The organism is Lentisphaera profundi (assembly GCF_028728065.1).
GTDB classification, from domain to species: Bacteria; Verrucomicrobiota; Lentisphaeria; order Lentisphaerales; family Lentisphaeraceae; genus Lentisphaera; species Lentisphaera profundi.
In genome coordinates this window covers 1248039-1273963 of record NZ_CP117812.1, presented here as the reverse complement: position 1 = coordinate 1273963, position 25925 = coordinate 1248039, and the positions used below count along the sequence as shown (strand labels likewise).

The 25925-nt window shown below is 44.0% G+C and carries 15 protein-coding genes; 11 read left to right on the top strand and 4 right to left on the bottom strand.

The features are described from left to right. Positions 1-11: 11 nt before the first annotated feature. Complete coding sequence (locus PQO03_RS16455) at positions 12-785, bottom strand: type II secretion system protein (RefSeq protein ID WP_274154285.1); 774 nt, start codon at positions 783-785, stop codon at positions 12-14. A 384-nt stretch (positions 786-1169) separates the two neighbouring features. Here PQO03_RS16455 and PQO03_RS16450 point away from each other — a divergent pair, with 384 nt between their 5' ends. From PQO03_RS16450 to PQO03_RS16420, 7 genes are all read left to right on the top strand, one after another. Beyond that, a complete protein-coding gene (locus PQO03_RS16450; protein ID WP_274154284.1) occupies positions 1170-2252 on the top strand; it encodes an apurinic/apyrimidinic endonuclease family protein in 1083 nt (360 codons plus the stop codon). A 214-nt stretch (positions 2253-2466) separates the two neighbouring features. Then, complete coding sequence (locus PQO03_RS16445) at positions 2467-3816, top strand: discoidin domain-containing protein (protein ID WP_274154283.1); 1350 nt, start codon at positions 2467-2469, stop codon at positions 3814-3816. Positions 3817-3853: 37 nt separating this feature from the next. Then, positions 3854-8341, top strand: a complete 4488-nt coding sequence (locus tag PQO03_RS16440) for a DUF7133 domain-containing protein (RefSeq protein ID WP_274154282.1) — start codon at positions 3854-3856, stop codon at positions 8339-8341. 117 nt (positions 8342-8458) lie between these two features. Next, complete coding sequence (locus PQO03_RS16435) at positions 8459-9577, top strand: glycoside hydrolase family protein (protein ID WP_274154281.1); 1119 nt, start codon at positions 8459-8461, stop codon at positions 9575-9577. 75 nt (positions 9578-9652) lie between these two features. Further along, positions 9653-10864 carry an acetylxylan esterase gene (locus PQO03_RS16430; protein ID WP_274154280.1) on the top strand — a complete coding sequence of 404 codons (1212 nt, stop codon included), beginning with the start codon at positions 9653-9655 and terminating at the stop codon, positions 10862-10864. A gap of 262 nt (positions 10865-11126) precedes the next feature. After that, positions 11127-13859 carry a DUF5703 domain-containing protein gene (locus PQO03_RS16425; RefSeq protein ID WP_274154279.1) on the top strand — a complete coding sequence of 911 codons (2733 nt, stop codon included), beginning with the start codon at positions 11127-11129 and terminating at the stop codon, positions 13857-13859. Between the two features lie 28 nt (positions 13860-13887). Further along, positions 13888-15969: a GDSL-type esterase/lipase family protein gene (locus PQO03_RS16420; protein WP_274154278.1), complete on the top strand. Its 2082-nt coding sequence runs from the start codon at positions 13888-13890 to the stop codon at positions 15967-15969. A 593-nt stretch (positions 15970-16562) separates the two neighbouring features. On the opposite strand, the gene PQO03_RS16415 is transcribed toward PQO03_RS16420, so the two are convergent. Then, entirely contained in the window at positions 16563-17861 is a 1299-nt protein-coding gene (locus tag PQO03_RS16415) for a sulfatase family protein (RefSeq protein WP_274154277.1), read from the bottom strand. A gap of 314 nt (positions 17862-18175) precedes the next feature. Here PQO03_RS16415 and PQO03_RS16410 point away from each other — a divergent pair, with 314 nt between their 5' ends. After that, complete coding sequence (locus PQO03_RS16410) at positions 18176-18928, top strand: type II secretion system protein (RefSeq protein WP_274154276.1); 753 nt, start codon at positions 18176-18178, stop codon at positions 18926-18928. Between the two features lie 554 nt (positions 18929-19482). Continuing rightward, positions 19483-20346 (top strand): mechanosensitive ion channel family protein, encoded by an 864-nt coding sequence (locus PQO03_RS16405; RefSeq protein WP_274154275.1) that lies wholly within the window; start codon positions 19483-19485, stop codon positions 20344-20346. A 3-nt stretch (positions 20347-20349) separates the two neighbouring features. Here the strand turns inward: PQO03_RS16405 and PQO03_RS16400 are convergent, their stop codons facing one another. Continuing rightward, positions 20350-22527, bottom strand: a complete 2178-nt coding sequence (locus PQO03_RS16400) for a hypothetical protein (protein WP_274154274.1) — start codon at positions 22525-22527, stop codon at positions 20350-20352. Between the two features lie 222 nt (positions 22528-22749). Here PQO03_RS16400 and PQO03_RS16395 point away from each other — a divergent pair, with 222 nt between their 5' ends. Continuing rightward, on the top strand, positions 22750-23844 hold the full coding sequence (locus PQO03_RS16395) for an alkaline phosphatase D family protein (RefSeq protein ID WP_274154273.1): 1095 nt from the start codon (positions 22750-22752) through the stop codon (positions 23842-23844). 43 nt (positions 23845-23887) lie between these two features. Here PQO03_RS16395 and PQO03_RS16390 read toward each other — a convergent pair whose 3' ends face one another. Beyond that, positions 23888-25042, bottom strand: coding sequence for an alpha/beta hydrolase (locus tag PQO03_RS16390; protein ID WP_274154272.1), 1155 nt, complete (start codon positions 25040-25042; stop codon positions 23888-23890). A gap of 527 nt (positions 25043-25569) precedes the next feature. Here PQO03_RS16390 and PQO03_RS16385 point away from each other — a divergent pair. Beyond that, positions 25570-25896, top strand: coding sequence for an SWIB/MDM2 domain-containing protein (locus PQO03_RS16385; RefSeq protein WP_274154271.1), 327 nt, complete (start codon positions 25570-25572; stop codon positions 25894-25896). Positions 25897-25925 lie beyond the last annotated feature (29 nt).

Below are 25925 nucleotides of genomic sequence, written 5' to 3'. Positions count from 1 at the left end.
AACTATTAAAATCACTTAAAACTATCCCACATAGTATTGCGGGTATCAGAAAAAGAGCCCATTGTACCTCCACTCGTTTGCAAGGTTTTATAAAAATTCAATGATTCCACGTGGCCGTCAACCATCATGTAATTGGCCTTTTCTACACCTTCATGAGGAAGCTTCTCTAAATGGTCTTCTAGTCCCCAGGCCCCACTTACACCTACCGCACTCCACCAATTCCGACCCAGCATACGGCTAGGATCACTAAATTCAAAAGTCGAAATCGACTCAGAACTTTTAGAAATATCAGAAATCCTCTGACTTCTTGGAACATGGCCATTACCGTAATTATAAGAACCTGTAATGCCTCTTCCATTATCATATATACCACCAGCACCATCTCCACCAGCTAAACCATTTGGAGAGTAAGAAAGCTTGATACAATCTAGATTTCCACCAAAACTGGTAACCACATCATCCGCTGGACAAGCGTAAATACTATCTTCACCAAATATCGAAGAAGGCAAATTCCCTTGCGCTTTTTTTTGATTAAGAGTTAAATTGCGGCCGTCGTAATCACTAAGTCGATCATTCCAGTTAATACCCACTTCATTGAACATGTAATAACCGTCATTATCATCTGAATACATAGAGTACATAAAAGCAATTTGCTTCATGTTATTTTTACATGCTGCCATTTTTGCCTTATCACGCGATTTACCCAATGCCGGTAAAAGTAAAGAGCTTAAAATACCGATAATGGCAACGACTACTAACAACTCTATTAAACTGAATTTTTTCATTGGACGCCTTATTTTCTACTGTTATAAGTATCTAACAAATTAAATATCAAAGTGATACAAATCATCAATGAAATTTAAATTAAAGTTCTCTTTACTATTGATCTATGTCTACAAATTTATATCAATATGCAAGCAAGCACAATAGCTATATTAAATTGTATTTAAAATTTATTTAATTATATACATATCTGTACGCTACTTTTCACCTCCCCCTATTAACACAGCACTATGAATTTATATCCCGGGTATTAGCAAGTGAAAAACTGCTAGAAACCCAATAATTTCAGCATAAGAAATTTGTATAAATAAACAAAGAAATGACTTTATCATTCTATCACTAGCTCTTAGTCTATTTATAGTATTGATAAAACTACGGAGACTTAAATGATCTACCCCGACCTTCCCAATGAATCGTTGCCAGCTGCACTCAAAGCCATTGCACAAAAACGCAAAATCAGTAATTTACTCTTGCTATTTTTAGATTTTTATATTTCTGAAGAGCAGTTTTGCGAAGTCCGCAACAATGATTTTGCTAATTGTAATCTGCCCGAGACTATTAGCGATTTACGTCATTATGGCTATGATATTGAGATGCCCGCTAACGCCGATGAGTATCGCTCTCAAATTTTCCCTGCAATTATGGAGATGCATGCCAAAGCGGGTTATTATGGCGTTCAAGTTCCCGTGGGTAGTATCCCTTTTGATAAAAATGGCCTACTCACCCCCGAGGCCATTACTTTGATTAAGCAACAAATCTCTATAATAGCGTCCGCAGGGCTTAACATTTCCGCCGTTGGTGGCTCTTGGGATCCAGACTGGACGCAGTGCATCAAACCACAGGGACAAGCAGCTCAGCTTATGGGCTCCAAATTTCTCTACGGTCCCTTTTCCACTCCCTTTTTACTTTTTCCCAAAGGCGCCTCTAGTGGTCAAGCCTCAACTGAATGGCTTGAGCAGCAACATTTAGATTTTCAAAAATTATTTAAGCAGGAAATCGGCCCCTACCTGAAATCACTCGGTATTACCATGAGCGAGGAACCCCTGCAACGCTTTGAACGCATGCCGGCTCGACTCAAAGAATGTACAAAACTCGCCTTATCTGAAGGAATGGATGAATTCAGCATCATGATTGATACCTGCCATGAATTTGCCGATGGCCAAGGCCCCGAAGCCTACCGTCACCATGTCAAACAACTCGCTGAGGCCAATAAACTTAGTGGCGCCCATATTTCCGCTGTTCATCGTGGAAAAATTTATGAATCTTGGTTTAATCAGCAATTCTTTAACGACTTCTTTGGCCCGCTCTTTGAACATGGCTTTGACGGTGAAATTGCTATTGAAACTTTCGACGCCACCGATCCTGTTGTCGAAGTCGCCAAAATCAATCGCAAAAAATTCGCTCATCCTCTTGGCGTCCTGATCAATCAACTTAACTATACTTGTAATATGCTGGCAGATATCCATTAGAGATAACTCCCCCTCAACCTCTGGTCGAGGATTGTCCCATGCTTACAAGGCAAGGTCGTAGCGTGACAGCATGACTCGCGTGTATTTTTACATTTATTATTTTTGTATTAAAATGTCATTTTATATAAAAAAACAGGATTTCATTAAAACTGCTGTCACAAAAAACATATTTTACAGTTTAAATATATATAACTAATTTTTCTAAAGGATTCACATGCCTCACTTAAAAACACTCAATACAATCAAACTCACCTTAATAGTCGCATTAACAACTTTCTCATTTCAAAGCGCCTTTTCCTATCAGGATTGCTGCGGAGGACAATTAAACGCAGGCGTCGTCAATACTCTTGATTCAGAAGAGTTTCTCAAAACAAATGATTCACCTTCACTGGCTAGCCCCGCCCCACAGAAAATGGTACCGCTCAAAGCCCTGCTCATTGCGGGTGGCTGCTGCCACGATTACGCTGAGCAAACTAAGATTTTATCAAAAGGTATCCAAGAACGTGCTAACATCCGCGTTGATGTAACTTGGACTCGTGACCAGGACCACAACACGGCTCTACCCATATTCAAAAATCCAAACTGGGCCAAAGGCTATGACCTCATCATTCACGATGAGTGTGCTGCCATGACGCAAGATGCAGAACTCATTAACAACATTATAAAAGCTCATGAGACTGTGCCCGCCGTCCACCTCCATTGTGCGATCCACTCTTTTCGCGGTTCGGATAATCAATGGCATGAACACATCGGTTTATCATCAACTAAACACGGACCCCACGTCCCCATCGCAGTAGAAATAGTCGCTCCAAAGCATCCCATAATGCTTGGTTTAGATAATTGGATAACTGACAAAGAAGAACTCTATAATAATGCCGAAGTCTACGGTGCCACCCCCCTTGCTATGGGCACGCAAAAATATCAAAGAAATGGAAAAGAGATAAGCGAAAAAGCCATCGTTGCCTGGGTTAACACAAAATACGGTGCGCCTTCCTTCTCTACATCCATGGGTCACTTCACCCACAATGTAGCAGACCCTCGTTACCTTAAACTCATTACACGTGGTGCTCTCTGGGCCTGTGGCAAGATTGAAGAGCCTGCCTATCATCAAGCCTACACAGGTGAAAATACTGTGACTGAAATGCCCTTTACTACTACGCTAAAAGTCACAAGCCAAAGTGCTCAAAACTCAAATATTCCTGGACTCGCTATTGATGGCAAAGCAGAAACACGCTGGTGTGCGAGTTCCGCAAAAAAGCCCACTTGGTTCCAAATTCAGTTTCTTAGGATGACTTCCCTCAGTGCGATTGAAATTGACTGGGAAATCAAAAACCAATGGACGCAATACACTATCGAGACCTCTCGTGACGGCAAAAAATGGACTCCCCTTGTTGATGCCTCAAAGAATACTCAAGCTGGAACACGGAAAGATAAGGCCAAGATTCAGTATATGCGTTACATGCGTATCAATATCCTCGGCCAAGAAAATGATATGTGGCCCAGTATTCGCGAAATTCGTTTTTTCGATTACACCGGAACTCAACTCACACTAGAAAATAAATAATAACTTTCTTTAAGCTACCGAATCAATGGAATCATCAATGATCATCAAGACAAAATCGCGTTTACTCTCTCTCAGCCTCATACTTTTCTCTAGCTTTAGTTTATATAGCCAAAGTACTGGTCTCGCCAAAACTTTAGACCCCGCCACAAAACCCATTAAGGCTCTGCTGATTGCCGGCGGCTGCTGCCATGATTATGAAGCTCAAACTAAAATACTTTCTGATGGTATTCAAAAACGTGCTAATATACGCGTCGATGTCTACATAAGCCCCAGTAAGTCACCTAATCCTCCTCTTCCCCTTTACGATGATCCCAATTGGGCCAAAGGCTATGACCTCATCATTCACGATGAATGTGCTGCCGGCAATAGAGATAATTCAGTTGTCGATAATATCCTTAATGTACATAAAACTATCCCCGCGGTACACCTGCATTGCGCCATGCACTCCTTTCGTGGAAGTAAAAATACCGAATGGTGCAAACATATCGGCCTCAAATCAACTCGCCATGGACCTCACCTTCCCGTTGCCATTGAAGTCACAAACAAAAATCACCCCATCACCAAGAATTTTAAAAATTGGGTGACGGGCAAAGAAGAACTCTACAATAACACCGAAGTTTACACTGCTGAGCCGCTTCTCAAAGGTACACAAAAATATAATAAAAAAGGTGAAGATATTGTGGATACTGCCACTGTGGCTTGGGTCAACACACAGTATGGTGCTCGCTCATTTTCCACGTCTCTCGGTCACTATAACGAAGTTGTGGCTAGCGATGAATACCTCGAACTCGTCAGTCGCGGCGCTCTTTGGGCTTGCAATAAGCTCGATGATGAAAATTACCTCCTGCCCTACACTGGCAGTAATTTAATCACTATCATAAACGAAGATGCCAAACAAAAAATTGCCCCTCAACCAAAGCCCGCCCCCGCCGATGCGACTTTTGTAACACTCTCTGCTAGCTCTACTCAAAGTAGTAACAAAAATTATATGGCCAATGCCATTGATAATGATCCCAAAACTCGTTGGTGTGCAAATGCAGGAACAGCTCCCGCTTGGCTACAAGTTCAATTCGACAAAGCTATTTCACTCAGTGCCGCTCAAATCGAATGGGAAATGCGCGATGAGTGGACGCGTTATAAAATTGAAACTTCCCTAGACGGTAAAAAATGGAACATCGCTTTCGATGCTTCAAACAATACTCAAGGTGGCGTTCGCAAAGATCTTTTCAATGCTCAAAATATCAAATATTTGCGCGTCGTTTACCTAAAACAAAAAAGAGGCATGTGGCCCAGCTTTTGGGAACTCAGCCTCTTTGATAGCCAAGGAAAAAAACTTAAGCTTCACGAAAGTGGACAAAAGGCGACGAAGCCATTAAGCCTAGACCTTTTCAAGAAAGAGGGCAATTATAAAGCCCACCCTCACCGTTTATCTGCCACCGAAGAAGCTGAATTACTCAAAGATGTTTCCGTTCCTGCAGGCTTCGAAAAATCTCTCTTTGCCCCTTGGCAAATGGCTAACTACCCCACTTATGTCGCCGCTGCACCTAATGGTGATCTCTATGTTTCTTCCGATGGCAACGCCTCGGGCAATCGCTCTCCCAGACGCGGACGTGTACTGCGTTTACGCGACACCGATGCCGATGGCCGCGCTGATGAAGTTACGGAATTTGTGCGGGATATTGATTCTCCTCGTGGCATTGTGTGGGATCACGATCGCCTCTATGTATTGCACCCCCCGCATATTACCGTTTTCCATGATCAAGATGGCGATGGCGTTGCCGACTCATCTAAGCGCCTGATCTCGAATATCGCCTTTGGTTTCAAGGATCGTTCTGCCGATCATACAACTAATGGCCTCGATATGGGTGTCGATGGCTGGATCTATATTGCCGTGGGTGATTTTGGCTTTATGAACGCTACGGGAACTGATGGTCGCGAACTCCAACTGCGTGGTGGTGGTGTCGTGCGTTTCCGTCCTGATGGAACTGGTATGGAACTTTTCTCTGCTGGCACGCGTAATATCTATGGCCTCGCTATTACACCTAGTATGGAAATGTTCTCACGCGATAATACTAATGATGGTGGTGGATGGGATGTGCGCTTTCATCAACACACGGGCTTAGAGGATCATGGATATCCCCGCCTCTACATAAACTTTCAGGACGAAATCGTGGCTCCTTTAGCAGACTATGGTGGTGGCTCAGGCGTCGGCGCCTTCTACCTTGGCGAACCCGGCATCCCTGCGGCATGGAATAAGTTCCCCTATACTTGTGACTGGGGCCGTCAAGGCTCCTACCGCCATACCCTCTCTCCCAATGGTGCTGGCTTTAAAGAAATAAGCAAGCCAGAGCTACTCATCAAAATGACGCGCCCCACCGATGGCGACGTCGATGGCCTCAGCAATATCTATCAAGCTTCCTGGAAAGGAGCGGCCAGTTTTTTCTGGAAGGGCCCAGAACTTGGCTATATTGCCAAAGTTCGTCCGACGAATTACCAAGCCAAAGCCCTCCCCGATTTTGCTAAACTCTCTGACGATCAATTAATCGCCATTATCAGCTCTTCAAAAAGTCATATCCGCCGTATTAATGCGCAACGCATGCTCCTAAGGAAGCCTTTCAATGAACAAAGAAATACTCAATTATTAAAGCTCGCACAAAACGCAAGCCTCCCATTAGAGAATCGAATTGTAGCCCTCTATGCCACCAGTCAATATGGTCTCGATAGTCGCTATAGTGAAAAAGTACTCGCTCTCTTATTAGCTGCTTTCAAAGATAATGATGCACTGATGCCCATCCTCGTACGTGCTTGTGGTGACATGGCCATTGACTTGCGCACTCAAGGCAAAGAAGGCCCCACCCCCAATGCTTTTTTAACAAAACAATTATCCTCAACAAATCCACGTACCGTTCTAGAAGCTATTGTCGCAGCTGTACGCCAAGGAAAAACTGGACTCGCCCCTGTCATTGCTCAGCACCTTGCTAGCGCTGACCCACTACTTGCCCACACAAGTTTTCAGGCCCTCGCACAACTACAAAGTATTGAAGTAGGTCTAAAATACATTCAATCCGAGGATCCCAAAGATAGAATGGGTGCATCACACGCTCTGATGAGAATCCATCAAAGTGAAACGGTTCAAGGTTTGCTGGAAATTTTGGCAAAGAACACTGATAGCGCTATTCGCAAATCGGTCATCAGTACTTTAGCACGTCTCTACCACCGTGAAGCCAAATGGCAAGGTGACTCTTGGTCAACGCGCCCCGATACACGTGGGCCATATTACCAGCTAGACACTTGGGAGTCCTCTGATTTAATCCTCAATACCCTTAATACTCTACTCGAAGACCCGAGTAGCTCCAAGGACCTCAAGTCTCACATCGTCGCCCAATTAGGCAAAAACCGCATTCAAAATGACCGTGGACTCAAGCAAATTCTCAAACTCGCCAATGATGATCCCTCGCTCCTACCCACCGTGCTTAATCAGCTCGTCGATAAAGAGGCCATTCCTGTTCAAGCGAACGAACTCATTATTGCTGCTGCATTCGATCCAAATACTTCGGCAACAAGTTTACAACAGGCAATTCAACTTCTTGTCAAAATCGAAGATCCCAAAGTCTACTCAGCGCTCATCGCTGCATTAAGTACCCTCATCAAAGATAATAAGGCCGTTACAGTTCGCGGAAACGTACGCAAACAACTATTTAACTCACCGAAGCTCGAAAACTTCACCGACCAATTTATCCTTAGCCTAAATACACAAACAAATACTTCTGAAGAACAATGGGCCGCTCAAGCACTCTTGCATTTAGCGAAGGCCAAAGGCATAGGTAAAGAAGCTCAACATAAAAGTCGCGCTGCTATCGATAAGGCGTGGCAAAATGATCTCAAAAAAGCCAACCTCATCCAGGCTGCACATAGATCGAAAAACTCTTATCTCAATGACCGTATCCGCTTAGTGACTAATCACTCTAACAAAACAGTGGTCGCTTGGGCAAAAACTGCCGTACGCAGCTTGCGTATCCAAATGCCTGGTGCGGATAAAACCGCTAAGATTTCTACCCTCAAAGCTGAAGAAGCCATTGCTCAGGCCAGCGCCTACAAAAAGGGTGACATAGCCCTCGGTGAAGCCATTTTTTCCCGCGCGAGTTGCGTCGCCTGCCATACCGTTAGCCAAGATGAAGCTCCCAAGGGGCCTTACCTTGGTAGTATTGCCAGTATTCTCCGACGCCAAGAACTCGCCGAAGCCATTATTTTACCCAACAAGGCAATCTCACAGGGCTTCAGTACGCAAATGATCGCTTTGAAAAATGGTCAAAGCATTATGGGCTTTGTGACTAATGAATCAGGCGATAGCATCTCCATGCGTGACATCTCTAGTAAGCAGCATGACTTCAAGAAAAGCGAGATTGCGAGTCGTCAGAAGTTGCCAACTTCTCTGATGCCTGCTGGCCTGATGAATACCTATACGCTACATGAATTTGCCAGCCTCTTAGATTATCTCGCACACTTGGCGAAAAAGGATGAGTAAGCATCTTGCAGTTAAAATAATATAAGAACATCATCCAATCAATGAGCGTCAAAAATTTCGTCCTCGCTCAATATTTTTTGTTTTTTCATGAAGATTATAAAATTAGGAAAGTACCAGATGAGAATCTCAAAATCACGCATTCAATTACTGTACTCGATCATCATCTCCTTATCTTTAGTCAATATGGCATCAGCACAACGAATTGACGGCAGTCAGGAAATCAGCCTAGAAACCGTCAAAAAATGGTCCGCCCCCTATCGAGGATGGCATTATCACCCTAAGCATGTGATTCCCAAAAAACCCAATATCAATGGCTTTGAAAAGGTGAACAAAACAGATGTCCCCACCATTTTTCAACGTCCAGGTGACCCCAAATGGTATATGAGCTTCATTGGCTTCGATGGCAAAGGTTATCAATCCTTTCTTGCCGAGAGCGATGATTTGGTACACTGGAGCCAGATGCGCCTTGCCATGGGATACGGGAAAAAAGGCGAATTTGACTATGGTGGCCGCGTTCTTGGTGCATATCTGTATGAGGACTACGGGATTAAAGCAAGGCGCACACTAAAAAAGAAAGATGGGAAATTCTGGTCACTTTATGGCGCCTACGCTAAGCAAGGCGCTTATGAAATTGACCCGGGCTATGAAGGCGTCGCATCCAGTAAAGATGGGATAAACTGGCAGCGGGCTAAGGATCAATACATCCTCTCAATTCATGAACCGGATGTCGGTGAATGGGAAAAGGACTGTATCTATATGCCTTGGTTGGTGGAGCACGAGGGTCTCTTTTATAATTTCTACAATGCCAAAAAAATGCCCCAATGGATCGAACAAATTGGTTTGGCCAAATCTACTGATCTCCTAAATTGGAAGCGCTATCCAAATAACCCTGTCCTTCGCGTACGGCCTAAAGGCTACGATGAAAAATTCTGTGCCGATGGAAAAGTATTTCGAGATGGTGACCACTGGGTGATGTTCTACTTTGGTGTCGGTCGTGGTCACGCTCACATTATGGTCGCCTTTTCCCGTGATCTCCATCATTGGGTTGCCGACCCTGAACCACTCTACAAAGCGGGTGGCCATCCCTCCGGACTGGACCGTAATCATGCCCATAAAATATCACTCGTCTGGAATCCAAAAAATGAAACCTACTACCTATTCTATAATGCCGTCGGCAACAAGGGGCGAGGTATCGGCCTGATCACTAGTAAGCCACTTTCACCATCCAAAAAGTGAATGGAATGACCAATGAACACAAGTGGCTAAACCCTCTTTCTGTAGAATAATTTTAAATATAAAACGGAAAATCTTATGACAAGTAAAATAAAAAGTGCTTTTGGCGTCATTGCCCTGCTACTGATTTGTGGTGCGACTCTTAATGCTCAAGAGACCATCGGCCCCTGGAACAAGGGTGATTTGTTTGCCACACCCAAGTATTACCCCTCGGATCAATCCACTGCTCCTGGCGTGAAATCGATCCTCTACGAGGGCTTGAACTACCATGGTAAGACTACGCGATTCTATGCCTATTACGGAGTTCCAATGGGCCACACACCTGCAAAAGGTTGGCCTGGAGTTGTACTCGTTCACGGTGGCGGTGGAACAGCAAGTGCCAACTGGGTCAAAGAATGGAATGAACATGGCTATGCCGCGATCAGCATGGATTTGGAAGGGCGTATACCCAACTTAAAAGGCTCCAAGAAACGCTCCAGTCATAGCTGGTCAGGACCTCATAGGGCTAGCAACTTTGAAGAAACGCCTATAAATCAGGGGCAGTCAGTGGATCAGCACTGGTTTTATCACGCCATTGGTGGAGTTGTACGCGCCGATTCATTACTGCGCTCATTCCCCGAAGTGGATAAAGAGCGCATCGGAATTGAAGGCTATTCATGGGGCGGCGTATTGACGAGTGTTTCGGTTGGCGTTGATTCACGATTCAAGTTTGGAATTACACATACAGGTTGCGGCTTCCTACACGAAGGTGATAGCTATCTAGGCCAAAGTTTCAAAAGAAGAAGCCCTGAGAAACTGAAGCAGAGCCTGGCGCTTTACGAAGCATCGACGTATTTGCCCAACGTGACCTTTCCCATGCTGCGGACCTCATCCCCTACCGACATGCATTTTCCACTGGCCTGTGAGCAGAAGTCAGCTCTAGCCACAAACGGACCCACTTATCTTTGGATCAAGGTCGGATGGGGCCATGCGAGTAGGCCTAAGAAGGAGCCCTTCATCTTTGCAGACAGTGTCGTCAAAGGCGGGCATCCCTTGCCTACACGAGGCGAGCTTGTGCAGAAGGGGCAGGCATGGTCGGTCACGTTCACATCGCCATTTCCATTGAAGCTTGCTGAGCTGTGCTACACCACCGATGACGGCCTCAGTAAGGATCGCAAATGGCACACGGTTCCCGCACAGCTACAATCCGGCAAAGCGAGTGCTGAACTTCCGGCAGGTACCACCGTCTTCTTTTTCAACGTGACGGATTCAGACGGTCGTATGTCTAGTTCTTTAAGTCGTGAGCTGTAACTGACTATGATGTGGCTAAGGAGTTGAGCGTCGTTAAAAATATCGGATAAGCATTAGTATCTCATCTTCCATTCACTGATGACACATTAATATGAGAATATCACGATAGCTTCCAACAAATGCCTTGCTGTCTGCCCTGGTTCTGGCCAGTAGGGCACTTTCAGCACCCAAATAAATCAATAAAATTAACGACCCAATGCAAGTGGCTATGGCCTCTTACTGCAAATTTGAATAATGTTTAAGATAAAAAAAGGAAGACCTTATGATAAGTGAAAAAATAAGCGCTTTATTGCTAGTCGTCAGCCTACTGTTTTTATTGCCAATCGCCCATGCGATGGATTCCGCTTTTTCGCCCAAGCGCTACAATGTGGTTTGGGATAGCCCCAGTAAGGATCAGAATGGTTCAATGCCACTGGGCAATGGTTCCACTGGCATCAACGCTTGGATTGAAACCAACGGAGACCTAGTCTTCTATATCTCCCGAACCGATTCTTGGGGTGGAGACGGAAAATTGCTAAAACTTGGTCGAGTGAGAATTAGGCTCAATCCAGCACCTTCTACTGACTATCTCCTGCAAACACTAAGCTTAGTGGACGGCACTCTACAGGCTCGCTATGGCAAGACCGATATCCGCCTCTGGGTCGATGCCAATCATCCCGTTATTCATGCGGAGATCAATGGCTCCGAAGCAAGTACCGCGACGGCCTCTATCGAACTTTGGCGCAAGGCTGAAGATGCGGATACGGTAGTGGAGAATCAGGCCGATCACTTGACTTGGTATCATCGCAACCTTTACTCTAAAGAACCTGAGCAATTGGCTGAGACTCAAGGCCTAGCCACGTTCAAACGAATCGATCCACTACTTCACCGTACCTTTGGGGCGCTGATTAAAGCCAAGGATGCAAAACCTGTAGATCGCACTCATTTGCTCTCACCAAAATCCCACAAGCACCGTTTTGATCTCTATGTGGTGGCTCAACACCCCGCGACAGAAAAAGAGTGGTTGGCAAAGATGGCTCAAACCATTTCTAAAGTAGAGGCCATTGACTTTGAAGATCGTCGTTCCGCTCATGAATCCTGGTGGAAATCCTTCTGGCAACGCAGTTGGATTCACGCCACTAAAAGCACCGAGAGTGGACTTAGCCAAAGCCTCATCCCGCCGAATAAACTCAATTTTAGCTTCGGTATCGATTCCCATGGCTACAGCCGATTCGCAGGAGAAATGGGGCGTTCTTCCCTGCTAAAAGTAGCATTGGATCACAAGGCAATTAACAAGCTCTCTCAAAATCGAGAACCCTTAAGTGCCTTCGATCCCAAAGACATTCTTTTTTCTGCAAGGCCAAACTTACATACTGAGATCCCCAACTCAAATCAATGGACCAACTCCCCCGTTCTAACGACTGAAACCTGGATTAGGCCCGACGCTCACGCGGGCAGCGTTCGAATTTTAAATAAGATTTTAGTGGGTAGCAATGAGGGTTTTCTGCTGGATACGCATCCAGGCAATAGCTTACGCCTCATCGTAGGTAAAAAAATCTTAATGGTAAAGGACTGCCTCACCCCCAATGAATGGAACCACATTGCCGTCGTAATAGATTCCCAAGCGGGAAGAATTTCGCTCTACCACAATGGAAAAAAAATCGCTGAGGAAAAACCTGATCGCTCACTTAGCGATGCCTACATTGTGAGTCGCGCCTATGCATTGCAACGCTACATCAATGCCTGTGCCGCACGAGGGGCTTACCCCATCAAATTTAACGGGTCAATCTTTACGGTGGGACACCCAACAAATCCACGCGCAGATTCGGGGAATCCAGATTATCGTCAATGGGGCCCTGCCTACTGGTGGCAGAACACCCGCATGCCCTACATGAGCATGTGCACTTCCGGTGATTTTGAGATGACCGATTCGCTGTACAACATGTACTGCAAGGAGCTCCTTGAATATCATAAACATCGCACACTAAAGCATACAGGACACAAGGGACTCTATGTTCCGGAAACCATGCATTTTTATGGAAATCATCGCGTCAGTGATTACGGATCAAGGCCTTTTCACGAGAGAACAGACAAGCTGCAGGAAAGCCCCTGGCACAAATGGGAATGGGTCTCTGGACTCGAACTGAGCTACATGATGCTCGATCGTTACAAACACACACTCGACGAAAAATTTTTGCAAGAAACGATCATTCCCTTTGCCCACGAGGTTTTGACCTTTTTCGACCTGCAATACAAAACGGGAGCGGACGGAAAACTAATCATGCATCCCTCGCAGGCACTTGAGACTTGGTGGGAGTGTACTAATCCCATGCCAGAAGTCGCTGGGCTCCATGGAGTGACCGCGCAACTACTGCCTCTACCGGAAAAATCAACTTCCCTAAAACAACGTGCCTACTGGACCCAGTTAAAAAGGAAACTTCCGCCAATACCTACACGTATGCTTAATGGTGTAAAAATGTTCGCGCCCGCCGCTTCCTTCGCAAATTACCGAAATAGCGAAGTACCAGAGCTCTACTGCGTCTACCCATTTCGACTGAGTTCCTTTGAAAAACCGAATGCGCAACTCGCCATTGAGGCCTTAACACACCGTCGACCGAAAGGCTATCAAGGTTGGCGCCAGGACGATATTTTCATGACCTACCTCGGGCTGACCGCTCAGGCCCAGGAATTCCTCGTTAACCGAGCTTCTGTCAAACACGACGGCTCCCGTTTCCCTGCATTTTGGGGACCCAATATGGACTGGATCCCTGACCAAACCCACGGTGGGGTAATCATGAAAGCTTTCCAATCAATGCTCTTGCAAACGGAAGGGAAACAGATTTTTCTACAGCCCGCTTGGCCCAAAGATTGGAACGTCACCTTCAAACTTCACGCGCCCTATAAGACCACTATTCAGGGCCGTGTTGAAAACGGCAAGCTCGTTGAAATAAAGGTATCACCCAAATCACGCATGAAGGACGTGGTGATGGCAGCCGATTTCAAACACCAAAAATAAAGCACCACAACACATGGATTTAAAGAAGATGAAAACAAGCATAATTATCGCGATCGTATGCCTCGTAAATACACTCGTTCACGCTGCTCCACCGACCTATCCCGACTCGGTGCCCAAGCCAACACAGACAAATGTTGCTTACGGGGCACACCAAGGACAGCTACTCGATTTCTGGATGGCACCCTCGGCATCAAGCTCTCACCCCACTCCCTTAGTCTTCTATATTCATGGGGGCTCTTGGCAGACGGGCAGTAAGGAACTCATCCGCGGTTGCGTCGATGTAAAGGCCTTACTAGAGGCAGGTATTTCCGTGGTCGCTATTAACTACCGTTATGTCAGTCAGGCAAAAGCAGCGGGAATTACACCACCAGTTAAAGCGCCTTTAAACGATGCCGCCCGCGCTCTACAGTTTGTGCGTAGCAAAGCCTTGGAATGGCATGTCAACACCACTCGTATCGGGGCAACGGGTGCCTCCGCCGGCGGGTGTTCTTCTCTTTGGTTAGCGTATCACGATGACATGGCCGATCCAGCGAGCCTTGATCCTATTGCGCGTCAATCGACCCGCCTTTTTTGTGCATCTGTGCGAGTTCCGCAAACATCACTTGACCCACAACAGATGAAGGATTGGCTAGGCCGCATCACCTACGGGGGCCATGCCTTCAATGTGAGCAATCAGGATTTTTTGCAATCGCGCCCTAACCTTCTCCCTTGGATCAAAGAATATTCTCCCTATGCCCATGTCAGCGCAGATGATCCACCAGTCGCCATCTATTACGATAAGAACTTGAAAGATGATCTCGGCGCCCATAGCCCACAATTTGCCTTTCAGCTTCAGAAACGCTGCCAAGAATTGGATCTATTTTGCGAAGTCCGCTATGCTGAATTCAATGGCTATAGACAATATGAGGCAACGCGTTATTTGATCAAAACCCTAAAGGGTCCAGCTCCTAAAAACACGTCCGAAAAGTTTAATATTAACACGAGTCAGTACAGTCTTCCCGCCTTTAAAAAAGGCAGACGCTTGCTATTCATCGGCGACTCTATTACGGATATGAACCGTGGCCGCAATGAGCGTGATCGCAATCACTACCTTGGCCATAGTTTTGTCTTTATGATCGCCGCCCGCTTGGGCATGGACCTAGCCGAGGAACAATTGGATTTTTATAATCGAGGAATCAGTGGCAATACAGTGGCGCAACTCAAAGCGCGCTGGCAAAAGGATGCCATCGATATGCGACCGGATCTTTTGACCATCCTGATCGGAACCAATGATGTGGGTAAAAAAGTAAAGCCACAGTCATTTGAAGATGACTATCGTGCGATTCTAAGTGCCAGTCGCAAAGCCAACCCAAAGCTCAAAATCATCCTCCTAGATCCATTTGTTCTACAGTCAGGTGGCTTAAAGAACGAGCGGACCTGGAATGCACGTCGCTCAGCAACTGATCAATTGCGCCCCATTGTTGCCAAACTGGCCAAGGAGTTTGACGCCGTTCACATCAAGACCCAGGATCTTTTCGATGCGGCAAGCAAATCGTCGTCTCCAGACTACTGGTTGTGGGATGGGATTCATCCCTTACCACAAGGCCATGAACTCATCGCTCGGCACTGGATAAAAGCGCTAAGTACCCGCTGGCCACAGGGCTCTGCCTCTGCTCAAACTCAAGCGCCAGCTCAAGCCACCTTAACTTGTCCCAGCGGTCACTTGCCTTGGAGAAACCTCTCGGAGGCACATATTGATAAATCCGTGGATGGCGATCTAAAAACAAAATGGTGTTACGTTCATCATGACCGCCCCTTACAGTGGCAAGTGCAATTGCCGGCACCGCGCGTGGTCAGGGCCTACTCATTCACCTCCGCAAATGACGTACCAAAGCGCGACCCTAAAGAATGGAAATGGCACGGCTCCATGGATGGTGTGAACTGGAATCTACTGGATCACCGCAAAAATCAACCCCCATTCGCCAAGCGGCTCTCCAAAAGAAGCTACACCTTTAAGAATACCCAAGTCTATACTTTTTATCGCCTCACGCTCCTGGCTAACCAAGGCGATGGGCACTACCAGTTCGCAGAAATTGAACTGGAAGGAATAAAGAATATCACAAAACCCTAATTAGTACCTGAGCGAAATGAACCTAAGTCTTTTAAATATAATAATTTACGAGAAAAATAAATTGTGAGTTTTTCTAAAAAAGAGTCGTGAAGCACCCTGAAAAATTTCGTTAGTATGCGTGATTTTACAAGAAATAGTAATATCCATCATCATGCCCAGAGAAATCCAAGCACTACGTAGAAAAAGTAAAAGCGCCTAAATGCCTTCATGATAATACAAAACGCCATTAACGGCGTACTTGCTCCTGCCTGGACTAAGTGCTCGTGCCATGACGACATGGCATCTCCAGAGGAAGTTTTGATTTTTACCTTAATTTGAAATTCTGAAAAAACTTATACACACTGGGTTTTCGGTCACGCACTAATTAAAGCTAAGAGCGGGCGCGTAGCGACTAGCCTTAGGATCCTCAAGGGAGTACTCACCCTACGGGCAATAACTTTGTTGCCTGTGTGGCAGCACTCTCCGCCTGCCGGTTAGCCTCCGCAGATCACTTGAAATCTTGTGCACAAGCTTAAAAACTTAAGTGCCTTCTCACCACCCCCATTTTAACCAGACGAACAGTTTCTTCTCCTAGGGAATAAGCCCTTCAGTTTTTATTGAGTTTTCTGCACAGAATTTTTGACGGGGCCAGGATTCCACCAGCGATTGAGTTCTTTCATCAAGTCCCCTACTTTCTCTGGGTGCTGTGCAGCAAGATTGTTTTTCTGCATCGGGTCATCCTTGATATTGAAGAGTTGGATCTCCTCCTGAGGAGTCTCCTTCTGCCATCCCTTCAGATCTAGCAAGGTATGGGGTTTGCGCCAAACGGTCAGTTTCCATTGCTTGTCCACATAGGAACGCGCTCGCAGTCCCGCCTCGGGCTGATCTATAGCAAGCATATCGTGAGTGAAGCATTCGAGAAATAAATTCTTACGTGCGCCCACCGCATCAATATCCAACAAGTTGATTCCTGGTAATACTTTGGGAATCTCCACCCCACAGGCGGCCAAAATTGTCGGTACGAGGTCGATGTTACTAGCCATATTGACTTTATCGAGCTGAGCAGAAACTTTGCCTGGCCATTTGATCATAATGGGAGTCCGAACACCGAGTTCATGGGGAGATGCCTTTACCGAACCTGAACCCATACTTCCCCAACCATTATCACAAATATACACGATGACAGTATTCTCTGTCAGCCCCTTTTCATCGAGGTGATCAAGAAGCTCTCCGCAACTTTCGTCAAACCATTCGCACATAGCGTAATATTTCGATTGATTCTTAGCTCCGAGCTTCTGATATTTTTTTTCTAAACGTTCAGGGGGAGTGTGAGGCGTATGAGGCATAAATGGGGCAAACCAGACAAAAAAAGGTTTTTTCTGATCTTGAGATTTCTGGATGAAGTCGTAAATGGGCTGCATCGTCTTGCGTCCAATACTGAGCGAATATTCCGAACCGTGACGTTGAGTCAAGCCCATGCTATCAGTAAAACCTGAGACTGCGGGATCACCATGCCAGTATTTTCCGGTATGCATTGAAAGGTAGCCGGCCTCACCTAAGAGTCGCGGTAGTTGTGGTGAATTACGAAATTTATCTATCCAGGCTTTACGATTCACTCCTTTTATAGGGTCGTTGCCGGTAGTCCCGTGTTGGTGAGGGTAAAGACCTGTGAGCATGGTGGAAATTGACGGACAACAAACTGCGGTCGTTACGTAACCTCGCTCATAGACTAGGCTCGCTGAAGCTAGTTTATCAATGCGGGGAGTTGCAATGAATTCGTGACCCATGAAGCTGTAATCAGCGTAGCCCTGATCATCACTGAGGATCATCACCACATTGGGTGCGCTGGCTTGCTCAGCCCACAAACTACTGACACTTACGATCAAGCCTACCAAAATCTTAAATATATTCATTCTATTTTTTTTTCTCCTATTAGTTGTCTCTTTAAGTTTCTAGATAAATACAAAATATTTCATCCCATCTAGGCTTGATAAAATCCTACGCCATTAGAAAAAATAAACGATCTCATCAGCCTTTGTAGACTTCGAAGGGGATCTATTTAGTGAAGTAAACAGCTGTATTTATTTTTTGTTACAAAAAGTCAATATTTATTCGCTCTATAAAAAGTTCTTTATTCCTTATTTATAAATACTTTTATTTATTTTGTAACATGAAGCTTTTTGTCTTGTCTTTTATTATAATGTACAATAATTCTAAGGGGCTTTTTATGAACAAAAAACAATTTACGCTGATAGAAATTTTAGTCGTCGTAGCCATCATCGGCATCTTAGCCAGTCTACTCTTACCAAGTTTAAGCAAAGCCAGAGCTCGCGCAAAGCAAGTCACTTGCTTAAATCAGTTAAAACAACTCGGCATAGCTATGCAAATGTACATTAGTGATGATAGTGCCAGCTATTTCCCTTACACCAGAATATCTGGAGGGTCTAAAATCAGCTGGGATGACCTCATTGCTGGGTACGACGGCCGTGAAAGTATGACATATGCGGAAATGCACTCATCAATTGATACCGTTGACGAAGTAAACCCCTTGTATCAATGTCCTGAAGATACCGTTAAACCGCGTAATGAAGGAGCTCCTAGGCGTTCCTATGGGATTTCATCATATCGAGTCGCAAATTCAAATGTAAAAAAATCAAATCCTGGCATATCGGGTGGTCAAAATGATGGTACTGACCTCTCACGACAACTTACTTCTTTAAGTTCTCCTACGGGCACTATTGTTCTTAGTGAAAATTTCAATCGAGACAACAATATGGGTGTTCACTGGGGTAGTATTACTGCAGGTAATCACTATTCAACACAAACGGCTACAGTATCAAACCCTCTTCCTCACTTTGAAAAGTTCAATTATTTATTTGCTGACGGGCATGCCAAAGTCTTGAATTATTATGGGACACTACTGGAGCAACTCCCTTCAGATTCCGATGCTCGTAATACCATGTGGGATGCAGGTCGTTAAGTTTCAAGTAATTCAACAAAAACTAAATAATATAAATATAAATTACACTTCAATTATTAGTGATCATTGCGCTTATCGCAATTTGTTTCCCCACTTAAGCCGCACTAGAAGAGAGACTAGAAAACCCGGATGTATGAATAATATAAAACAGATTGGCATCGCTTCATTTTCTTTTTCATGTAACAACGATAATAAACACCCACATATGTATTCAGGAGGAGTCATCTTATGATGACCATTTATTAGCTTACGACGGAATAACACAGCTCACCGATGCTGAAAAACGCAAGCTATTTATCTTCTTGACTACAATAAAGTCTCACTAGCGATCCATTAACATTCAGACCGCGTAGCCCGCTGCGCATTCTTGACTCTTTGCTGACTTTTTACAATCCAGACATTTTAAGTCCTCAAAGTGATCGCTAGTATTTTATGAACCCGATCTCCATGTGTACAACACTTGGTAAAATCTACTTCCTATAAAGGAGACTGGATTGTTAATTTATTTGATGTATTATGATCTAATTTAACAAGATTCAAAGGCATATCACACAATGACTGAGAGTAGTATATTAGATTGGTTAAGTAAATTTTTTGGTCATACGCCTTTATCCGGAGTAGACTCTTTTATAATTCACTTTATTCGAGCCTTATTTGTTGTTGGTTTATTCGTCATTATTGGCCGTATTCTACCTCGTATAGTTGAAAAACACCTTAAAACGAATAAGCAAGCCGATGAAGTATCCATTAAAATATATATAAAATTCATTTCATACCTTTTATGGGCTATTGGAACTACAGTTACAGTACACACTTTAGGGCTTGATTTATCTTCGGTCTTTACTACCAGTGGTCTATTTGCTGTGGCTCTAGGTTTTTCTTTAAAAAGTACTATGGAGAATTATGCCGCTGGCGCAATGCTTCGTTTTGAAGGTTCCATTAAACATGGTGACATTCTTGATGTAAAAGGAATTATGGTAAAAGTTAAAAGTGTTGGCCTTCGAGATACTATAGTACGATCCAAAAACGATAAAGACATACTGATCCCAAATGCTCTTTTAGTCGAGAATTCAGTAGGCAACTATACTCTTAGAGACTCAATTTGTCGCTTAGAGACATCCCTTGGTGTTAGCTATGACTCAGATCTAAAAAAAGTTAGGGACGTTCTTGAAAAATCTTGTGTTTCTTTGGATGGTTTTATTTCAGCCCCAAAAGCTCAAATATTGCTTAAAGAATTCGGCAGTTCTTCAGTCAATTATGCTATTTATATGTGGACTGATAATCCATGGGCAGAGCCCAAACTCACCTCCATTCTAAACGAGGCGATCTGGTGGGGCCTTAAAGATGCCGATATTACGATTGCCTTTCCTCAGATGGACATTCACTTTGATGAAAAGCCAACAGCTAATATTACTTGACTATTATTTTATAATCTTTGGCATCGTAAACAATGTGGTGGCATCGCGTACCGCATAGCCTAGGTAACTTATGCTAGTAAAACTTTCGCTAAAACTTGTCTGAGTCTTCACACTATTAATGGTCAGTTCAGCAAGGCGTTGATCCATATCAATCAATAATTGACATTTCATTTCTTTAGCGGGATTAAAGTTTATTTTCTTGGCCTTATTCTGACCCCCATTTTCAAAAAGAGCCATTTGTCTAGAGCCCGTCCAAGCACCCGCAAAGAGAGCAGCTAAGGCATCTTCATCACTGCTGAGCACCAGAAATGCATTGCGTGTTGCGTCAGTTATATCCACATCCTTCATTTTCCATTCGAAAGTCACTTTCCCACTCGTAATTGGCTCGGAAAGTTTTTTCAGTGTGTATGCTAATTCACTCTGATTAAATTTAAAAACCTTGTAACCATAGCCGACTTTCTCAATCGATGCGGGGCCCGCAAAACCTTTTGATTTAACTTCTTTTAATTCTTCTTTGATAAGCAATTCTTGGGGGATTTCGACTTTTGGATAAAACTCATTCCCCGCAATGGGTAAATTCTCGCCCCTGAGTTGAAGCACCAAACCTGGCACTGAAAGATCACCCTTATCACCCGCAGACAAACCAATGCGATCAATTAGCGCACCAGGGATGATCAGTGTGTTTTTATCAATTTTCACTTGCGTGCGGATATCCACTGACTTGTCGTCTAAAAGATCTTGCGCCCAAATATTTGTCACCCCAGCTAAATCGCCCGAAAACTTAAGTACGAGTTCAGTATAACGCCCCACTACACCAATAGGCTGTGAGGCATCCTTAATTTGCACCGTCACTTTAGCTCTTGGTTCAAACCAACGTTTTTTAGGTGATACGCGACCATCTGTAGCAATGCCTGTGGGACCATTAGGATAAGTACTCACACAAACAAAGGGCGCAACGCCATCTGTTTCCACAATGGGTAGTGGCATATTACGCGCCATAATAGCAGGTGCACTTTGACTGACCATTTTTCCATAAGTCGCTCCTGCCCAAGTATCCCAAGCAGTATAAACACAGCGATCAATCAATTTATTTGACGAGGATAAGTACGTTCCTATGCCCGCAGAAAATGCTGGTGCAATTCTCGCCCAACGCCCCAGACGCTGTACTTCGTTCATACGCTTTTGCATCAAACGTGGACCCGATAATTGATGATGAAGATCTTGGCCTTTTAAGGTTCTTTCCCCCATATTGGGGTGACGTTTACTCGCAACCAAGACCCCCAAGCCCAGCGCTACATTACAATCATCCTGGATATTGAGTACCGATTTATACTTAGCTTGCTGTTGAGTTTGCTTAAGGACATCGTGAGTTCTTCTCAAAGTAGTTGTCGTCATTAGTAGAGGTGAGGCATCGTAAGTACGAAAAACATCAACATGCTGAACCATTTTCAACATTCCTTTACGTAGGTTACCCCCAAAATCATAGACGGAAGGATAAGAGCAATGCTCTTGATTCCATTTTGGATTGATATTGCCGCCTGAACCAGTGATGTACTCTAAAATAAGCTCAGGATAAATATCTTCTTTGACCTTCTGGGAAAAGAATTTTCCACCGCCAGTACCGCCATCTATCTTCCAGTATTTAATACCCGCATATTTTGACCACTCAACAAAAGTTCGTGCCTGCTTTTCATTGATATTTCCTCGTGTCCATAAACCCAATGAGCTCCAGCCCAAGGCCTTGATTTCTTCATTAAATTTCTTCAAGCGTTCTTTCGGTTCCAAATGTGCGTACTCCGCAAAATCACGCGGATCTGTGATCATATTAAAGAAGGCAGAACCACCAGCAATATATTCTTCTTTGTTTTTACTCTGCCAACCATGATCAATGAGAAAGATATAATCCTTGCGACTCTCCTTATCTAAATAAGTCGATGCCCAGCCATCTTTCGGATTAAAGATCGTGTGGTAATTAATTTCTTCGCGAGCGGCTGAATTGGTCACTCCCTTTAAATCTTGTAAGTCGGTACCGCGCCCAATCCAATAATTCTGTGCGTACCAAGTACACCAATAATTAGCGACTTCAGCCGCTGCTTCGGGAACTAAATCGGGCCCCTTATCGATACCATATGTCATACATAATACGGATAAATTTACGAGAAGTATTTTGATCGTGTTCATATTGAATTTCCTATCAGCTTTTTATATATAAACAAAGGCATTTTAATAATGATACATTAAATTGTAAAGCACTCAATTTTAGCCCCTCTGTTTTACAACTCACCTTAAGTAATAACTAAAGTCTAGCTAGAATGTATCAACATCAGAAAATCCGTGTTAAGTAGTTAATATCAATATTTAAATTTTAATTAACATAACCACCCTACTTTAAAGGAACAAGCAATGAAGACTCTCACCCATCTCAGTAAATTATTAGCCTGTATAAGCCTCTTCTCATGCACAGCTTCTCAGGATTCTAATAATGATATAAAATCAGAGTTTCACAATGAGAAAGCCATCACAAAAATCGCTTTCGGTTCTTGTAGCAACCCTAAACTTTATAAAAAATCAAAAGGTCTGAGTCATGAGCTTTTTAATACGGTGATAAAAAAGCAAGCTGATGTCTTTGTTTTTCTAGGTGATAACATTTATGGCGACACCGAAGACATGGCTCTTTTTAAGAAAAAGTATCAAGCATTAGAAGATATAGAGAGTTTCCGTAACTTGCGCGACAAGACTCAAGTTATTGCTACTTGGGACGACCATGACTTTGGCGTCAATGATGGTGGCAAGACTTATCCTAAACGCGTAGAATCACAAAAACTCTTCCTCGATTTCTTCAAAGATCCTGCTGACTCACCCAGACGTCAACGCCCTGGTGTCTATACTTCTTATACTTTCGGTGATATGGGCCAGCGTTGTCAAATCATCGTGCTCGATACACGTTATTTTCGCGACCTAATACCTCGCGTAAAAGGCCCAAAGAAAAAGGGTGTAGTTGGTTGGTATGAGCCCACTAAAGACACGAGTAAAACACTCTTGGGTGAAGCTCAATGGAAATGGCTCGAACAAGAACTCCAAACCCCTGCCGATGTGCGTATTATTGCTAGTAGTATTCAAATGCTTTCCTATGAAAAAGGCATGGAGAACTGGGGCAATGTCCCCCACGAGCAAAAAAGATTTTTTGACTTACTCAAAAAATACAAATGTAACAATACCATCGCTATTTCTGGTGACGTTCACTTTGCTGAACTCTCGAAAAAAGATATTGGTAGCTACCCCTTCTACGATATGACTAGTAGTGGCATTACCAACACTAGCAAAGGCTGGTCACAAGCTCATAATTCATTCCGCGTTGGCAAGGCTTCCGCTGAAAGAAATGCAGGCATGATAGAAATTGATTGGACTAAAAAATCTCTTCAACTCGGATGCTTTAGTGTGGATGGCAAGCCCCTCATTCAGCAAACGATCCCATTCAAAGAACTGACTTTCAAATAAACCTGAATCCGGGATCTAGCTTTTGTAGAATCTCGTCGGGTTTTTATTTTTTATTTACATACTGTAGGGTTTGAGGCTGACTCAGTGTCGCTCTGCCCTGCATAATATTTTTCCTGTGCTCGGAAGCCCAAGCACCGGCAGTCTTCTTCCCTGGTCCCTCAACTTTACCCTTAGGCAAAAGTCCACAGCTTTGGAGAAAATCATCGATATCCAGTGTACTGGGATTTAAATGCACCGAACCGGAACAAAAACCATGTCCGCCATCCGCTTTTATATATGTTCGCAAGGGGATTCCCGCTTGGCCTAATTCTTTGACAAAACTCTCGCCATTGCGCTCCGTTCGCTTAGTCGATGGATCATCATTATAAGCGGCCTTATCTTTGAGACCATAAGCCACCCAGACCGGTGGCAAAGTCTTAAAATCAATTTGGTAGATCCAGCTCTTTGGATTGATATACACCACATAGGGGTTGTGAAGTAGTAGCGCCGATACCTTGCTCGAAATTGATAAGTCATCTATAGGGTCATTGAGTTCGGAAATCTGAGTCGCTATGGCGAGGTGCCCGCCCGCTGAATCACCGCCGGCCATTATATTATTGGGATCAATGCCTAAAGAAGCCGCATTTTTGCGTACCCAGCGAATGGCCGTCTTGGCATCCAAGCCAGAAACATAACCATCATTTTTGATGCCATCAACAGTGCGAATTCGATAATCTACACGAATGCCCACCACACCGCGACGCGCAAAATAGTCAGCTTGGGGTTTAAAAGCAAAAGGCGTACCAGTATTCCAGGCTCCACCAAAAAACCATATCATGACCGGGCGCTTATCACTCGCTTTCCAGTCTTTGGGGAAATCTGCATAGAGTTCTAAATCTCGCGTTGGGGTCTCTTTGTACACATAAGCATTTTTCATGTAGACTTGTGCCCGGCGACGCAACACCACTTGCTTAAACTCAGCCTCATTAATACGCTGCCATTTCGCTCTCTTTTTGATTTCAACTTCACCGACTTCCATCAAGCCATTAGCATTGCTATCGGCGCGCCATTTTAATTGATGAAAACCATAAGTAAATTCCGCCCCTGGCGAGACCCCCTCTCTATTGGGGCTTTGGGCCTCTTCAGATATGGCACGACTTGAGCCCATAAAAATCAGGCTAGTGAAGGCAAGCAGCAGTAATGGCTTTGGTGATATCATTGATGGGAGTCCTGTACTTAAAAAAGTTAATTATAATCAAAATAATAAACACAGAATATATCAACTTGTTACATCAAAAATCTAATAAGCCTCAAAAAACTACCGCCCTGCAATGCTTACCCTAGCCCATACTAGACCACGAAATGATCTCTGACTCAATACAAACCTCTTAATCCCATTAATCATTACCCCAATAAAAACGGGCCAAATGCTTACTATTTGCTAGTTGAGCATGCTTCGTCGATTGATTGACCGAAGCAAGATGAAAGTTAAATTACAGCTTAAAAAGTCACTTAACGCCCTATTTTCATCAGGCTAGTGAGTTTCAAGGGCTATTTTGATGCTTCTTGACTGAAATACTTAGCTACACACGTTTGACAAGCAAAGTGGTAAAGCTAGATTTATGTAGTGAAACATAAAAAAGTGTTGCTTATGACCTTGGAGGAAAAAATTCTTCGCCAAGATTTAAACACTGATTTAAAATCATCAAAAAGTAATTTACAACAAAAAATAGATTGGAGACTAAAATGTCTGAAGCAAAAGGATTGAACAAGCCAGTAAAGTTGAAGAGTGACCTCGCAGGATTATTAGGAGCAACTGAACTTCCTAGAACTGAGATTACTAAAAAACTATGGGAGTATATTAAAGCAAATAAACTTCAGACAAAAACTGAAAATGGCAAAGCTGAAAATGGCGGAAAGTTCATTGTTGCAGATGCGAAATTGCTACCAGTCTTCAAAAACACAAATTCTAAAAGTAAGTCTGGTAAAGTGACTAACTTTACTGCACTGAAAGAAGGTCAGACTATTAACATGATGCAGATGGCTGCTGTTGTAGGAGCCAATGTAGAGTAAGCACTAGTTATCTAGTACAACTCACGTCA

Bases quoted from the DNA above. Each gene is read 5' to 3' on its own strand.
- PQO03_RS16445 (WP_274154283.1), top strand. From the start codon at position 2,467: ATGCCTCACTTAAAAACACTCAATACAATCAAACTCACCTTAATAGTC.
- PQO03_RS16410 (WP_274154276.1), top strand. From the start codon at position 18,176: ATGAACAAAAAACAATTTACGCTGATAGAAATTTTAGTCGTCGTAGCC.
- PQO03_RS16400 (WP_274154274.1), bottom strand. From the start codon at position 22,527: ATGAACACGATCAAAATACTTCTCGTAAATTTATCCGTATTATGTATG.
- PQO03_RS16440 (WP_274154282.1), top strand. From the start codon at position 3,854: ATGATCATCAAGACAAAATCGCGTTTACTCTCTCTCAGCCTCATACTT.
- PQO03_RS16420 (WP_274154278.1), top strand. From the start codon at position 13,888: ATGAAAACAAGCATAATTATCGCGATCGTATGCCTCGTAAATACACTC.
- PQO03_RS16390 (WP_274154272.1), bottom strand. From the start codon at position 25,042: ATGATATCACCAAAGCCATTACTGCTGCTTGCCTTCACTAGCCTGATT.
- PQO03_RS16405 (WP_274154275.1), top strand. From the start codon at position 19,483: ATGACTGAGAGTAGTATATTAGATTGGTTAAGTAAATTTTTTGGTCAT.
- PQO03_RS16450 (WP_274154284.1), top strand. From the start codon at position 1,170: ATGATCTACCCCGACCTTCCCAATGAATCGTTGCCAGCTGCACTCAAA.
- PQO03_RS16415 (WP_274154277.1), bottom strand. From the start codon at position 17,861: ATGAATATATTTAAGATTTTGGTAGGCTTGATCGTAAGTGTCAGTAGT.
- PQO03_RS16430 (WP_274154280.1), top strand. From the start codon at position 9,653: ATGACAAGTAAAATAAAAAGTGCTTTTGGCGTCATTGCCCTGCTACTG.
- PQO03_RS16395 (WP_274154273.1), top strand. From the start codon at position 22,750: ATGAAGACTCTCACCCATCTCAGTAAATTATTAGCCTGTATAAGCCTC.
- PQO03_RS16435 (WP_274154281.1), top strand. From the start codon at position 8,459: ATGAGAATCTCAAAATCACGCATTCAATTACTGTACTCGATCATCATC.
- PQO03_RS16455 (WP_274154285.1), bottom strand. From the start codon at position 785: ATGAAAAAATTCAGTTTAATAGAGTTGTTAGTAGTCGTTGCCATTATC.
- PQO03_RS16385 (WP_274154271.1), top strand. From the start codon at position 25,570: ATGTCTGAAGCAAAAGGATTGAACAAGCCAGTAAAGTTGAAGAGTGAC.
- PQO03_RS16425 (WP_274154279.1), top strand. From the start codon at position 11,127: ATGATAAGTGAAAAAATAAGCGCTTTATTGCTAGTCGTCAGCCTACTG.